The 14,458-nt window shown below is 54.2% G+C and carries 12 protein-coding genes; 7 read left to right on the top strand and 5 right to left on the bottom strand.

Annotated features, from left to right (window positions below; genetic code table 11):
- Positions 1 to 386: 386 nt before the first annotated feature.
- The 6 genes from HALA3H3_RS14465 to HALA3H3_RS14440 all read left to right on the top strand — a co-directional run bounded on the left by HALA3H3_RS14465 (position 387) and on the right by HALA3H3_RS14440 (position 8,997).
- The gene (locus HALA3H3_RS14465; RefSeq protein WP_022522311.1) at positions 387 to 1,601 is read left to right on the top strand and encodes an efflux RND transporter periplasmic adaptor subunit; all 1,215 of its coding nucleotides are present in this window, start codon (positions 387 to 389) and stop codon (positions 1,599 to 1,601) included.
- A complete protein-coding gene (locus tag HALA3H3_RS14460) occupies positions 1,598 to 4,720 on the top strand; it encodes an efflux RND transporter permease subunit (RefSeq protein WP_022522310.1) in 3,123 nt (1,040 codons plus the stop codon). Before HALA3H3_RS14465 ends, HALA3H3_RS14460 begins: the two co-directional genes overlap by 4 nt.
- Positions 4,720 to 6,126: an ATP-binding protein gene (locus tag HALA3H3_RS14455; RefSeq protein ID WP_009287362.1), complete on the top strand. Its 1,407-nt coding sequence runs from the start codon at positions 4,720 to 4,722 to the stop codon at positions 6,124 to 6,126. Before HALA3H3_RS14460 ends, HALA3H3_RS14455 begins: the two co-directional genes overlap by 1 nt.
- A gap of 87 nt (positions 6,127 to 6,213) precedes the next feature.
- Positions 6,214 to 6,909 (top strand): response regulator, encoded by a 696-nt coding sequence (locus tag HALA3H3_RS14450; protein ID WP_022522309.1) that lies wholly within the window; start codon positions 6,214 to 6,216, stop codon positions 6,907 to 6,909.
- A gap of 14 nt (positions 6,910 to 6,923) precedes the next feature.
- On the top strand, positions 6,924 to 7,625 hold the full coding sequence (locus HALA3H3_RS14445) for a response regulator transcription factor (protein WP_022522308.1): 702 nt from the start codon (positions 6,924 to 6,926) through the stop codon (positions 7,623 to 7,625).
- Positions 7,618 to 8,997, top strand: coding sequence for a sensor histidine kinase (locus tag HALA3H3_RS14440; protein ID WP_022522307.1), 1,380 nt, complete (start codon positions 7,618 to 7,620; stop codon positions 8,995 to 8,997). Before HALA3H3_RS14445 ends, HALA3H3_RS14440 begins: the two co-directional genes overlap by 8 nt.
- On the opposite strand, the gene HALA3H3_RS14435 is transcribed toward HALA3H3_RS14440, so the two are convergent.
- The 4 genes from HALA3H3_RS14435 to HALA3H3_RS14420 form a co-directional block, all read right to left on the bottom strand.
- Positions 8,990 to 10,000, bottom strand: coding sequence for an AbrB family transcriptional regulator (locus HALA3H3_RS14435; protein WP_022522306.1), 1,011 nt, complete (start codon positions 9,998 to 10,000; stop codon positions 8,990 to 8,992). The genes HALA3H3_RS14440 and HALA3H3_RS14435 overlap by 8 nt on opposite strands.
- 21 nt (positions 10,001 to 10,021) lie before the next feature.
- Positions 10,022 to 11,530: a tripartite tricarboxylate transporter permease gene (locus HALA3H3_RS14430; RefSeq protein WP_022522305.1), complete on the bottom strand. Its 1,509-nt coding sequence runs from the start codon at positions 11,528 to 11,530 to the stop codon at positions 10,022 to 10,024.
- Positions 11,531 to 11,539: 9 nt separating this feature from the next.
- Positions 11,540 to 11,989, bottom strand: a complete 450-nt coding sequence (locus HALA3H3_RS14425) for a tripartite tricarboxylate transporter TctB family protein (RefSeq protein WP_022522304.1) — start codon at positions 11,987 to 11,989, stop codon at positions 11,540 to 11,542.
- Positions 11,990 to 12,101: 112 nt separating this feature from the next.
- Positions 12,102 to 13,115 (bottom strand): Bug family tripartite tricarboxylate transporter substrate binding protein, encoded by a 1,014-nt coding sequence (locus tag HALA3H3_RS14420; protein WP_022522303.1) that lies wholly within the window; start codon positions 13,113 to 13,115, stop codon positions 12,102 to 12,104.
- Positions 13,116 to 13,481: 366 nt separating this feature from the next.
- Between HALA3H3_RS14420 and HALA3H3_RS14415 the strand changes: the two genes are divergently transcribed.
- Positions 13,482 to 13,982 carry a hypothetical protein gene (locus HALA3H3_RS14415; protein ID WP_022522301.1) on the top strand — a complete coding sequence of 167 codons (501 nt, stop codon included), beginning with the start codon at positions 13,482 to 13,484 and terminating at the stop codon, positions 13,980 to 13,982.
- Between the two features lie 13 nt (positions 13,983 to 13,995).
- On the opposite strand, the gene HALA3H3_RS26190 is transcribed toward HALA3H3_RS14415, so the two are convergent.
- On the bottom strand, positions 13,996 to 14,458 hold a 463-nt coding region (locus HALA3H3_RS26190), incomplete at its 5' end, for a prolyl oligopeptidase family serine peptidase (RefSeq protein WP_144410458.1).

Below are 14,458 nucleotides of genomic sequence, written 5' to 3'. Positions count from 1 at the left end.
CTATTGCTTTCAAGTGAGAGAAAGCCAAGTGAATGAAAGCCAATTTGTAAGAGAACCCAATTGTAAGAAAATCTAGCTGTAAGAAAGCCTGGTTAAGTGGCAATTGCATGTTATTTGCACATTTTTTGACTAATGGCTGCTTAACAATGCGCGATGCTGGGCTTTGTACGAAAACTGCCTGCGCTCGCCAATACGGCGTTAAAAATCAACTCGTGCCCGAGTCCGATCAAAATGTTCATTTACACCCGTAAATTCGCACGCGAATCCGATCCTTTTTTCGTTGATTTTTGCCTTATCTAGCCTTCGCTCGGCGACTTTTCGTACAAACCCTAGCATCATACGCTTATTTTTCTGGAATTTTCGCTCCCAATGGATGACGCGCGGTAATGACTCTTTCTCGCTATTACGCTACGAATCAACATGGCCGCATTCGTTTGGGTGCTGTGGTCGCATTATTGATTCTTATTACCACATTGGCCCTTGCTTGGTGGATCATTACTCAACCACCGCGTATAGAGCGTACCCCACCGCCAGAGCCTCTGCCTAGTGTGGTAGACGTTGTCACGGTGAATGCCAGTTCCCAGGCACCCAACCTGTACGCTTTTGGGCGTGTTGAAGCAGAGCAGGAGACGATGCTGGCCAGCCGAGTAGCGGGCCAATTGGAGCGTTTTGCTGATAACGTTGTGCCCGGTCAGGTGGTCGAGCAGCAGGCCCCTGTAGCCTATATAGACCAAGCCGACTTGGCCCTGAGCCTTGAAGATGCTGAGGCGCAGTTGTCCAATGCTCAAGCGCAGCTGGCGCTAGAGCAGGCGGAGCAGCAACGCGCCCGCAGCGAGTACGAATCTTTTGGTCGTCAGCTCTCAGCAGAGCGGCGGTCACTGGTACTACGCGAACCGCAGCTGCGCCAAGCACAGGCCCAAGTCACCCAAGCACGAGTGGCCCGCGACCAAGCGGCGCTGAATGTGGAACGCGCCACTCTCACTGCTCCCTGGCGGGCCATGGTACAAGAGCGCCTGGTCGGCGCCGGCAGCCTGCTCAGCCAGGGTACAGAAGTAGTCCACTTGGTGGGCGTTGAGCAGTTTTGGGTGCGCGCTTCGCTTCCCAGCGAGTGGACGGAGTGGCTGGAATCGGGCAGCAGCGTTACGTTAACCAGCCGCGGCTGGCCCGAAGGCGCCACACGCGAAGGACTCCTGGTCTCAATGCTACCCAGCCTTGAAGAGAATGGCCTGCAGGCACAGCTGTTGATTGCGGTTAACGACCCGCTCGCCCTAGAGACCGACGGCCCTGCCCTGCGCCTGGGCGATGTCCTGCGCGCCTCTTTTCAACCGGCTATTCAGGAGAAGCTTATTTCACTACCTTCTGCGGCTCTCCGCCCGGGTGACGTAGCATGGCGGGTAGATGAAGAGAATCGTTTACGCCGAACGCCGGTCACCCTGGCTTATCGCGGGGAAGATGATGCTTTGATTCGTGGCGGCTTGGAAACCGGCCAGCAGGTCGTCACCGCGGGCTTGGCCCAGCCCAGAGAAGGCCAGCTAGTGCGCATTCGTCACCCCAACGACACCCCGGCTCAAGCAGGAGATGGACCGGGAGATGAATCATGAAGGTACCACGCGGCCCATTGGCTTGGATGGTAGATCACGGGGTAGCCCCCAACTTATTGATGGTGCTGTTTATCGTCGGCGGCCTAATGGCGTCGCTAGCGATTAAGAAGGAAGTGTTCCCTGAATTCGACATCGAAGTTGTGCAAGTCACTATCAGCTACCCTGGCGCCACACCAGAGGATGTGGAACAGAGCCTGCTGCTACCGGTGGAAGCCGCGATTGCCGATGTAGAGGGCATCGACGAGCTGACCGCGACGGCCAGTGAAGGCAGCGCCAGCGTCTACGCAACGCTGATTGATGGTGTGGATGTGATGCGCGCCTATCAGGATATCCAGCAGGCGGTGAACGCCATCACAACCCTACCCAGCGCTGCCGATCCACCCCGCTTTACCCTCGCGGGGCGCTCCCGCAGCGTGTTGAGCCTACAGGTTTACGGCCAAGTCGGTCTGGAAGCACTGCACAACGCGGCCGAAGATGTACGCGGTGAACTGCAAGCCACTTCCGGCATCTCCCGTGCGGAGCTATCCGGCAACCGCGAGCGAGAGATTCAAGTCCACTTGGACGAAGAGGCCATCGAGCGCTATGGCCTTGATCACCAGGAACTTGCCAACCGCATTGCCGAAGAAGCCCTTGATCTTGCTAGTGGCCAGCTCACTACGGAAGAAGGTGAATGGCTGATTCGCTATCAGGGACGGCGTAACAGTGCCGAGGCCTTTGCCGAGCTGCCGATTCTGACCAGCACCCAGGGGGCGCCGATTACCCTGGGCGAGATCGCCAGAGTCAGCGATGGCTTTGCCGAAACCGACCGAGAGGAGTTTTATAACGGCCAGCCCGGTCTCTCTGTGGATGTTTACCAGATTGGTGATCAAACCCCGACCAGTATTTCGGAAGCGGTCAACGGTGAGCTTGAGCGCCTACGCGCAGGTATGCCAGAAGGCGTCAGCCTGGATATTTCCCGCGACAGCTCAGAAGTTTACGAAGATCGTCTTAGCCTGCTGTTAAAAAACGCCTGGATGGGGCTAGCGCTGGTATTGGTACTCATGGCGCTATTTTTGGAAGCGCGGTTGGCGTTCTGGGTCACCCTGGGCATTCCAACGGCGTTCCTGGGTGCCATGCTGTTTCTGCCCTGGATCGGCGTCTCGCTCAATATGATGTCGATGTTCGCCTTTATTATCGCCCTGGGGATCGTGGTAGATGACGCCATTATCGTTGGTGAGAATATCTACAGCTACCGGGAAGAGGGTTACTCACTGCGCGATGCGGCGGTCAAAGGTGCCAGCGAAATTGCCACGCCGCTAACCTTTGCGATTCTGTCCAATATCGTCGCCTTCCTGCCGCTGCTATTTTTACCCGGCTTTTTGGGACTGATTTTTGCCACCGTGCCGGTAGTGGTGGTGACGGTATTCTTGATTTCCTGGCTGGAAGCCTTGGTGATTCTACCCGCTCACCTGGCGCATAGTCGCAAACCGCGCCAAACCCCGGCGTGGCAGCGTCCCCTTGAAGCACTGCGCCAGCGCCTTCAGGGGGGCCTGCACCACTTTACTTATCACCAGTTCGAACCGTTCCTGCAACGCGCCCTCAATCAGCGCCTGCTGAGTATTTCGCTGGGCATCGCGATTCTGTTGATCGCGCTCTCCTGGGCGATGAGTGGGCGTTTGGGCTTTTCCCTGATGCCACGGGTCGAATCGGATCAGGTGCAGGCCACGGTCACCCTGCCCATTGGTAGCAATATCAACGTTAGCCGCGAGCTTAGCCAACAGTTGCTCGACGCCGCCGATGCCCTCAGCGAGCGCGAAGAGACACTTAGCTTCAGCAGCTCACGCAGCCGCTTAGATGGCGAAAGTTTGGAAGTGCGTTTGGATATTGCCAGCGAGAGCCTGGAAGCGTGGCCACCCTCGCGTATCGCCCGGGAGTGGCGTGATCTCACCGGCGATTTACTCGGCGCCCAGTCGGTTCGTTTTGAAGCCGATGTCGGCGGGCCCGGTAGCGGCGCGGCACTCAGCCTACGTCTTTCGCACCCGGATACTCAGGTGCTGGAAGCCGCCGCCGAACGCTTAGCGGAAACGCTGGGCGGCTATGGCCTCACAGATATCGACAGCGGCCTTGGTGACGGTAAACCGCAGTTAGAAATGCGTCTTTCTGCCGAAGGCCGCGCCTTGGGGCTCACGGGTAATAATCTAGCCCAAGCCCTGCGCGGGCCACTCCAGGGCGCCACCGCGCTTGAACAGTACGTGGGGCGCAGCGAAATCAGCGTTGAGGTACGTTTACCCACCGACAACCGCGACAGTTTGAATGAGCTCTACCGCATGCCGGTGCGCACACCTGATGGGCTGAGTGTACCGCTATCGCGAGTGGCCGACATTACCATCAGCCAAGCCTCTAGCAGCCTTGAACGCATTAACGGGCGGCGGATTATTACCGTTACCGCTGACTCGGAAAGCGATGTGGCCATCAATCAAGTGCTCGCCACGCTCCAGGAAGAGGAGTTTCCCAGTCTGGAAGCGACCTGGCCGGGGTTGGAAGTCAGCATGGGTGGCCGTCAGCAGGATACCGCCGACAATTTAGCCACGCTAAGAACTTCCATGTGGTTAATGATTGCCGCGCTCTATGCACTGCTGGCGATCCCGTTTAGAAGCTACCTACAACCACTGCTGGTGCTGGCCGCGATCCCCTTTGGCATTGTTGGTGCCGTCGCTGGACATATGATCATGGGCTTCGGGCTATCCATCATTAGCCTGCTGGGTATGCTGGCGCTCTCAGGCGTGGTCATTAACGACGCCTTGGTGCTGATTGATTACGCCAATCGCAAACGCCGTGAGGGCATGGCCGCCCGGGAAGCCATTGTGGCAGCAGCCACCCGCCGCTTACGCCCGATAATGATGACCACGCTGACGACCTTTCTAGGTCTGGCACCGATGATCTTGGAAACGTCCAGACAAGCGCGCTTTATGATCCCCATGGCGATCTCGCTCGGCTTCGGTATGCTTTTCGCCACAGTGATACTGCTGATCCTGGTGCCCTGCCTCTATTTAGGCATGGAGAATGTTCGCGAGCGGCTCAGCGCGCCACGCCAACCGACACTAGATAAAAACCCTAGCCAAGAAGAAGGAGCCCACTGATGGCCTTGCTCACAGCCATACGTCAATGGCGCCCCTCTCGGCTGGGGCTCAAGCTGTTCGTGATTATTCTCAGCGTCAATGTAGCGATCTCAGCGAGTATGTTTCTTGCTGTCTCGTACAGTATTGACCGCGGCTTTCTCGACTACCTCAACCAGGCCCAGGAACGCCGTGCCACACTGCTGGCTGACGGCCTCGTGACTCGCTGGGAAACCCAGCAGAGCTGGGGATGGCTGGAGCAGTCACCGGAACGCTGGCCGTATATTGTCCGCTTTGAACTGGGTCAGGAGCATAGTGACCGCCCTTCGCCACTCGGTGAGGCGCGGGACTTCACCCTGCGCGCAGCGGATGGCCGTTTTGTGGTGCTCCCCAGGAGCGGGCGCGAAGGTTCGGGCAGTTGGCATTGGCTAACCCTTCGCAGCGGCGATACCGATATCGGCTCGCTGGGTTTTCGGCCGCCCCGAGAAATGATGGAGCGTATGGAGAGCCGCTTCCTTGAGCGCCAACAGCGTAACTTGGTGCTTATCGTGATATCACTCTGCGTTGCCTCACTGCTACTGGCAGGCGGGCTCTCCTGGTGGCTGGGGCGACGCACTCGGGCACTGGCGGGCGCCACGCTGCGGCTTACCGAGGGCGACTATCGCACTCGACTGCCTGAACGCGGTCGCGATGAGCTATCGCGCCTGGCACGCGACTTCAACGTATTGGCGGCAACGCTGGAGGCCAGCCGCGATGCCCGCGCCCGCTGGGTTTCTGATACCGCCCACGAGCTGCGCACGCCGCTGGCGGTGCTGCGCGGCGAAATCGAAGCCATGCAGGATGGGATTCGTCCATTGAATCAGGAGAACCTTAGCTCCCTCGCCCAGGAAGTGGGGCAGCTAGAGCGTTTAGTGGCGGATTTACGCTTGCTATCGCAAAGCGATGCTGGCGCGCTGGATATTCAGCTGGCGCCGATGGATCTTAGCGACTGCCTTGCCAGCCGCCTGTCCGACGCCGACCGCTGGTTAGTCGAAAGCGGTTTAACGCTGACCGAACAGATCGAGCCTGGCATTATGATTCGTGGCGATGCCCAACGCCTGCGCCAGCTGTGGAACAACCTGTTGGATAACAGCTGCGCCTATACCCAGCCGCCGGGAGAGCTACGCGTCACGCTTACCGCTCAGCAGGGAATGGCCGTAGTCATCTGGGAAGACAGTACGCCAGGCGTGCCGGAAGGTGAATTAGCCCGTTTGACCGAGCGGCTCTATCGCGTTGAAGGCTCGCGCAGCCGTGCCAGTGGTGGCAGCGGTTTAGGACTTTCAATTGCCAGCGCCCTGGTTAATGCCCACGGCGCAACGCTGACGCCCTCTAGCTCAACGCTAGGTGGGCTACGCTGGACGCTACGTTTTCCGCTGTTGGCTGCTGATTAATATTTCCGGGATTAGTATCACCAAAACTGATAGTACAAGAACCGTTACGCCCTGCTTTCACGTTCACTGTTAAGCGAGTCTACCTTTATGTCTCATGCTGCCTCTTTACTGATTGTTGAGGATGAACCGAAGATTGCCCGCCTAATGACGGACTACTTAACCACCCACGGTTTTGAGGTAACCACCCTGGGCCATGGCGATGAGGTGATACCGTGGCTGGAGCAGCACTCCCCTGCGTTGGTACTCCTCGATATCATGCTGCCAGGCAAAGATGGCCTCACCCTCAGCCGGGAAATACGTCAGCAGTGGCCTGCCATTGCCATCATCATGGTCACCGCCAAGGTAGAAGAGGTCGACCGCTTGCTAGGGCTGGAACTAGGTGCCGACGACTATATTTGCAAGCCGTTTAGCCCCCGGGAAGTCGTCGCACGGGTCAAAGCGGTACTACGCCGCAGCCAAGCGGCGGCCGATGCCCCAGCCGAGGTGCAAAACGCACCGGTGGTATTAAACGAAGATGGCTGGCAGGCGCTCGCCCATGGGCAGGATTTAGGCCTAACGGCGGTGGAGTTCCAACTATTGCGGGTAATGATGCAGGCGCCGGGCCGGATTTTCAGCCGCGAGCAGCTGATGGATCACATGTATCGCGACAACCGCATCGTCTCGGAGCGCACCGTGGACAGCCACATCAAAAAGCTGCGCAAGAAGATCCACGAAGCGCTTCCAGAGCTGGAGATCATCCGTTCTGTCTATGGCGTAGGGTATAAGTACCAGCCGGAGGGATAACAACAGGACTGCTTATGAAGGCGCTTGTAGTAGAAGACAACGTTAATTTAGCCAACTCTATTGCAGCCACACTTAGCGAGGCTGCCTTTAGCATTGATGTCGCCGACGATGGCAGAAAAGCACTCCATATGCTTGAACAGGGCGGATACGACCTGTTGGTGTTGGATCTTGGCCTGCCTGAATTGGATGGCATCTCCTTACTACGCACATTACGCCACCAGCAGGATACGATCCCTGTCTTGATTATTTCGGCACGCGACAGCCTGGATCAGCGCATACATGGTCTTGAAGTGGGCGCAGACGACTATCTATGCAAGCCTTTTTCGTTGGAAGAAGTTACTGCACGTGCCCGTGCGTTAGTGCGGCGTGCCAAGCACTTTGGCGGAGAAACGCTGCAGTGTGGGCGCTTAGAGTTTTTACCTGATGCCATGGAGCTTCGGCTTGATGGCAAACCCTTGCTGTTGCATCGCCGCGAGTTAGAAGTCATGGAGTACCTGCTGATAAACCAAAATCGCCTCGTTAATAAGGATCAAATTATCGACCGACTATCTACCTCCGATGAGTCGGTCAGCTACGCCGCAGTGGAAACTTACATCTCCCGGATTCGTAAAAAAATTGGCTACGATTTCGGCTTAAAAACGGTACGCGGCCTGGGCTATTACCTGGAATCTAAAGACTACGAACCTAAAGACGTGAAAGCCCCTGGCTATGAATAAACGCCAATCGATCCGCAGTCGGCTGCTTTTATGGATTGGACTGCCTTTCACCGCCCTCGCGATCTTGGCATTGATCTCTAGTCACCTGCTGCTGTCTCGCCAAATTAATGCCACCTTTGATGACCTGCTACTTAATGCAGCTCAGAGACTGGAGCGTCGAATTTACACAGCGGATGGTGAGCTACGCATCAATATGCACTATTTCAGCATCAGTACACTTGGCAGCAGAGGTGAAGGAAAAATTTTCTATCGCATTAAAGAAAATGACGGAGACATAATCGCAGGCTTTAGCGGTTTGACAGATCCACCCCAAACGTCGCACGAGCCAATTTTTTATGATGTAGATTATGCGGGCAATGCTTTAAGAGCTGTTGCGCTCACCCTTCCGTTCCGGCGCGGAGGCGAACCGGTAGACATTGAAGTCGTCGTCGCCGAATCAAAGGAAGCCCGCCACACCCTTACCAACGACTTCATGATAACGCTCACAGGATTAATGGTCGTTACAGGATTACTAGCAATTTCAATTGCACTTTTAGCCATTCACCTTGGGTTAGCACCTCTTAACGCGGTTAGCCAAGCCTTGCGACAACGTTCACCGAATGACTTGCATGCATTGGATGATGCAGCCCCAAAAGAGATCCTGCCGCTAATCCAGAGTATTAATCATTTAATGCAGCGTATGCGGCGCAGTATTGAAAGCACTCAGCAGCTCAATGCCGATGTCTCGCATCAACTTAGAACACCTGTCTCAGAAATTCGCGCTTTAACGGAAATGTCGCTTAAAGACCCCTCGCACTCACCCGCTCATACTAGCCTGCGAGAGATTCAACGCATCGCTGAACATGCCAGCCATACCGTTAAGCAACTGCTTAAATACGCCAAAACACGCAGTGAATTAGTCGATACGTCTCATCTCGAAAGTGTCGATTTAATCGCCATTTGCCATGATGCCTGTGCCCAGACTGCCCCTAATATTTATAAACAGAACCAAGAACTCGCCTTTGATCAACATAAAGCAATACCTAACATTTTGGGCGACCCCATTATGCTGCGCTGGTTGGTGACCAATCTCATCGAAAATGCCAGCGTGCATGCGGGTGGCAGCATGGCCTATAGAGGCGTTATAACCGTTGCACTAACGGCTGACACGCGCCAAGTAACGTTAACGGTTAGCGATGAGGGTACCGGCGTGGAGGAAGCGCAGCTTTCCAAATTGACGGAACGCTTTTTCCGCCACAACAAACATACGCCTGGAAGCGGATTAGGGCTGGCCATTGTGGAACAAATTGCCACGACGCACTCTGCCCGACTGGCGTTAACGAATCGGCCCCAGGGCGGCTTTGAGGTCTCGGTGACTTTCCCCGCTATTTAAGCGGCTGATTGACTATTCGCAGCATTAGCGGGGTCATAAAGATCAATAGCAGTAGGCGCAGTATGTGGTGAGAAACAACATAGACTGGGTCGATACCCATCACCATGGCGATCACCGCCATTTCTCCTACTCCACCAGGAATTAACGCAAGCAGGACAGCAACGAAGGCTAGTTGGGTAAAACTTGAAACCAACCACGCCATGAGCGCCGCTAACACCAACGCAAATAGGGCAAAAGTAATCCCATAGCGCCCCATGCTGACTACCTGCGACCACTGAGTCCCTGAAAAACGCGAGCCTACAGAAGCCCCCAGCACCAGAAAGGCTGCAAGCACTACCCCGGTCGGCAGGGAGTAATCAAATCCAAGATTAGCAATAATGGCCCCTGCGGCCATGGGCCCTAAAAACTCAGGCAGAGGAATTCTTAATAAGCGCGCTAACCACCAACACAGTGGTGCCAATAACAGAGGCAAAATATCGACTAAGGCTAGCGCTGATGGTGAACTGGCAAGCGCTACATCATCAACAAAAAAACTCGCCACGAAAGCCGCACCCGAGACCACGGTGACTAAGCGTAGTGAGTGAGAGATGGCGATCCAACGTAAATCTCCATTTGCACGTTCAGCCAGCACCAGCGCTGAATTCATACTCCCTGGATACGAGCAAAAAATAGCATTCATCCGCCCTACTCTTGCTCGGTTAAAAATCCAGAACCCGCCGATCAGCATTAGTCCCATATAAACCAGCATTGCCAGCACACTGGGGTACCACAAAACCAATCCTACGAGCTCATCTGCTTGGATTCGACTCCCGATAAATAGCCCTAGCAGTGCGATGGCGGTGCGGTGTACGCGCTTATCGACACCTGTTTTCACCCCCACCAGTGATAAGCCCATCACCATAAACAGAGAACCAAGCATCCAAGCCAAGGGCAATGAAAAAAGGGTGGCAAACCAGCCACCCACAAAACCCAAGCCAACGGTAATGACAGTTTTTTTCAACATTTCAAATTCTGAATTCAGGAATCATAGTTGAGCAGCCTCTTGACGCGCTTTAAGGCGCTTCATTAGTGGCTGGCTAAATAGTGAGATAAGCAGTAAGGCAAAAATAGCCAGCGTTACTGGGCGCTCAAAAACGTACGTGATGTCGCCACCACTGATTTGGTAGGAGTGAAGTAGCGATTTTTCAGCCAGCGAGCCCAGTAGCATGCCGATCACGGCAGCGGGTACGGAGTAGCCATAGTGGCGAAATATCCAACCGATCACCGCAAACACCAGCACCGTAGCGGGCCCAGTCATATTGCCGGTTAGCCCGAATGACCCCATTACCGCCAGCACCAACACAGAAGGTATCAAGTAGCGCATGGGCACTTTGACGATATTGGCCAAGAGAGGAATAAACAGTAAGCCGATGATCACCAGTAGAAACACCTGGGCAAAGTTAGCGAAGATAATCGCGTAAACCACATCCGTTTGTTGGCGAATAAACTGCGGGCCGCCAGTGATGTTATGCATAGCAAACGCCGCTAACATTACCGCTGTAGCGCCACCGCCGGGAATCCCTAGTGCCAGCAGTGTTGCCATCGAGCCCCCTTCGGAGCTGCTGTTAGCCGCCTCAGAGGCCACGACCCCTTTCGGATTGCCTTTCCCAAATGAATCGGGATCCCGATCACGGCGCTTAGTTTCTATGTAAGAGAGCAGGTTAGACACGGATGAGCCCACACCAGGAACCGCCCCGACCAACACCCCGATCAAACCACCCCGAATCATCACAACAGGGTAACGCATCGCCATTCTGCAGCCTTCGAAGATCTCACTCACCTTGACCTTACGAGCATCGGCGGATTCAACGATGAAGCCCTTGTTGGCCAGCTTAAATAGCTCAGAGGCCGCAAACATACCCATCATGGCCGGAATGACGGGGACGCCGTCCAACAGGTAAGTCTGCCCCATCGTACCGCGTGCCAAGCCGATTTCGCTAAACCCAATCGTCCCGACTAACAGGCCAACAAACCCTGCAATCAAGCCTTTAAGCACCTGTTCGCCTTTTAAGCTCGCAATCAGCGTCATCCCCCAGAGAATCACTACAAACATCTCTGCTGGCCCCAATCTCAGCACCATGTAGGAAAGCGGCTGTATCATAAAGAACAGCACCACGTAGCCCATCAGCGCGCCAATCACCGAGGAGGCTAACGCGACGCCTAACGCCTGGTTATGCTGCCCCTTTCGCGCCATGGGGTAACCATCAAACGCGGTAGCGATTGCCGAAGAGGTTCCCGGAATATTCATCAGAATGGCTGGGATACCGGCACCAAATGAGCCGCCAGTAAAAATAGCGGTAAGGAACAACATGGCTTGAATAAAGTCCATATACATGGTCATTGGCAGGAAAATGGCCATAGCCATTGATATCTGCAGGCCTGGCGTTGCGCCAAAAATAAGCCCCAGCACGATACCCGGCACTACCACCAACCAAGGGCCAAAATTAGAAAAAAGCAGATCAAAACTCTGCCCTACTGCGCCAAAATCAATCATGGTATCTCCTCAGCTTGGAAGCAGCAGCAGTGTCATAGGGTACGGCAGCATCTGCGAGAAAAAGAACGCGACACTCAGCCCAAAAGCGACGCTATAGCCACCTACCAACAACCAATTGCGCTCCCCCTTAAGGATCAGGAAAAGCGCCAGAAACGCTACGGTGGCAATATCAAAGCCTATCGCTTCAAGCGACAGCACATAAACGGCGAAGAGACCCACAACAGGTAATGTTTTATGCAGCGGTTCTTCTTCAGAGGAGCGAAACAGCGAGCCGTGTTTAATACGCAGGATCAACTCGAGTGCAATAATCGCTAACACGATAACGGCAAGTGGCAATATAAGCAGCAGGTTTTGCGGTGTGGCGGATACGCGAATGGCGTCTAATAAATACCATAGTGTAAAGCCAGCCAGACCCATGAGAACGATAAAGTCCCCATAGTCACGTTTACATTCAGACATGGTAAAACCCCATACTGGCCCCTCATTAATGTGAGGGGCCAGCTATCATGGAAGGATTAGTTCGGAAAAACTGCTCGGAAAAACTTGGTCGTGAAAAACCTGTTCGTGAAAATTAGTTAAGCAGGTGAGCGTACTTTTCAAACACCTGATAGTTTTCGCGCATCAGCTCGTTGGAGCGCTCTGGGCCTACCCAAACGCCGCCCATTTCGTTGCGCTCAAGCTGCTCTTGAACATCCTTGCGGGCAAGCGCACTTTGAATAGCCGAGGAGATCTTCTCAAAACGCTCAGGATGCTGACGCTCCATTTCACTGGTCACTGCAAAGCCGCGCATTGAGCCCTGAAGAACGGGCACCTCAAGATTCATCGGCGCCAGCGCTTCATTGATCGGGAGTGCATCCCACTGTTCAATGCGCTCATCACTTACGATCGCCAACGGGGTTAAGAACTCACGGATTCCCTCACTACCCTGGGCACTAATAGAGACGAAATCCACCTGCCCACCCGCTACCGCTGAACGGGCTTCACCGCCGCTGTTATAGGTCACCAAGTTGAGGTTATCTTGGGGAATACCTGCCTCATCAAGCAGCAAACGCACCATTAAGTGACCAGCAGAACCTTGAACCACCGCACCGCGTACTTGACCCTCTTCTTCGCGGATCGCTTCAAGCAGGCTTGGCAGGTCTTCATAACCGCTGTCTTTATTTGCAGCGATTAGATCCAAATCAAACCACTGGAAGTTGATATAAGAAAAGTCGTCGACACTAAACTCTGCATCACCAGTAAGGATCGAGTTGGTTAAGTAAGGAGCAAATGTCGAGGCATAGACGGTATAACCATCGTCAGGCACGTTAAGAACGTAATTAGAAGCAACCTGAGTGCCCGCACCGGGGCGATTAGTTACTTGTACTGGTACACCTAGCTCTTCGGAAATAGGCCCTGACATCATGCGGGCCATACGATCCGCACTTCCGCCGGTGCCAAAACCTACCACCATGTTGAGCGGCCGAGAAGGAAAGTCGTCAGCTACAGCAGGAAGCGCCATTGATAGAGAGGCAATGGCGGCCGTTGCCCCTACCAATATCGATTTGATATTAAACGATAAGGAAGCACTGGAAGTGTTAAGCATAGCGTGGCTCTCTTTTTATAAGTTTGCTTGGTTTTCGACACAGATCTTACCTTGTGTGCTTAAGACGCTACCCCACGAAACTGTCACCAACCTTGCATAAAGTAAGAACGCAACTAAAGTCTAACCCCTGCTAACTACCTGCCAATTAAGAAACGTGATGCCTGCATCAATGGCCATGCAGCAATGATGGCTATCCCTATTGCACTGACTTCCAGGTCACCTAGGTATTCCTTAGCGTAAGCTAAAGTATTGTCTCGGGCTGTCGATAACACTATTAGCCTGCTTTGAACCTATTTATCTAAGCAAGCCTGTGTAGCCGCGGTCGCGCCTGCTTAAAATAGCCCTTAACACTAACGAGAGATTGCCATGACCATCTCTTTACCTACCGGGAGTGCTTCTTTAGACGCACATTCTTTACGTAGTGAGCCGTTAAATGCCGAGAAGGTAACAACTACACCGGTCACTTCTAACGCCGCCCAGGAAGAAGCCAACACCAGCATTCATTTGGATCTTTCGCCCGTGGCTAGAGGCATCGCCTCAGCTTCAGAAAAGGCTGGTAACACACAGGAAGCGAAGAACACCAAAATCGATGAAAGCGATCTCCCGCAGGAGATTAAAGAACTACTAAAGCGAATTGTTGAATATAGAGAAAAGTTAAAGGAGAAACAGCAGGAACTTGAAGATGTTATGCGCGACAAGTCCCTAAACGATGAACAACGCCAAGCAAAACTCGACGCCCTGCAACAGGAAATCAGTAGCCTCAATAATTCGCTTCAAGAGGCTATGAGCCAACTAAGCAAACTCGTCACTCAGATGGATCTTGATGATGGCGCTGTTATCGGAATGATGTCATTGGCCATGTCTTGATGACGTATAACCGTTAAGGATTGACCTGCCGATTAAGAAACGCAATGCCTGCATCAATGGCGCCGCCACGGAATAGAAAGCTGGCGAAGTGGCCGCGCCAGCGCTGCAGATACAGCTCGCTCTCGATGTTATTTTCCTGCAGGGCTTGATAGAAGTCCGTGGCGTGATCCACCGGCACCAGTTGATCCCACTTGCCGTGGAACAGAAAAAATGGCGGCGTCTGCGGAGTAATTTGCCGTGCGGGAGAGGCTAGGCGATACGCTTCGTTTTCTTCAGCGCGGGTACCGCCGATAAAGTCGACGACTAAGCGTCCATCGTCAAACTTAAGCAAATCACTAGGTAGCCCTCCTGCCAATACTGCAGCCAAACGGCTCTGCTCACCGCCGTAAGGTTCAGCCAGCGGCCCCTCTACTCCCGCCACTGCCAGCAAACTCACTAAATGCGCCCCCGATGAAAACCCCACCCCGACAATACGG

Origin of the sequence: Halomonas sp. A3H3 (assembly GCF_000982975.1) — a bacterium.
GTDB lineage: Bacteria > Pseudomonadota > Gammaproteobacteria > Pseudomonadales > Halomonadaceae > Vreelandella > Vreelandella titanicae.
Note: the sequence above shows the minus strand (reverse complement) of the source record. Positions and strands in the feature narration are given on the sequence as shown.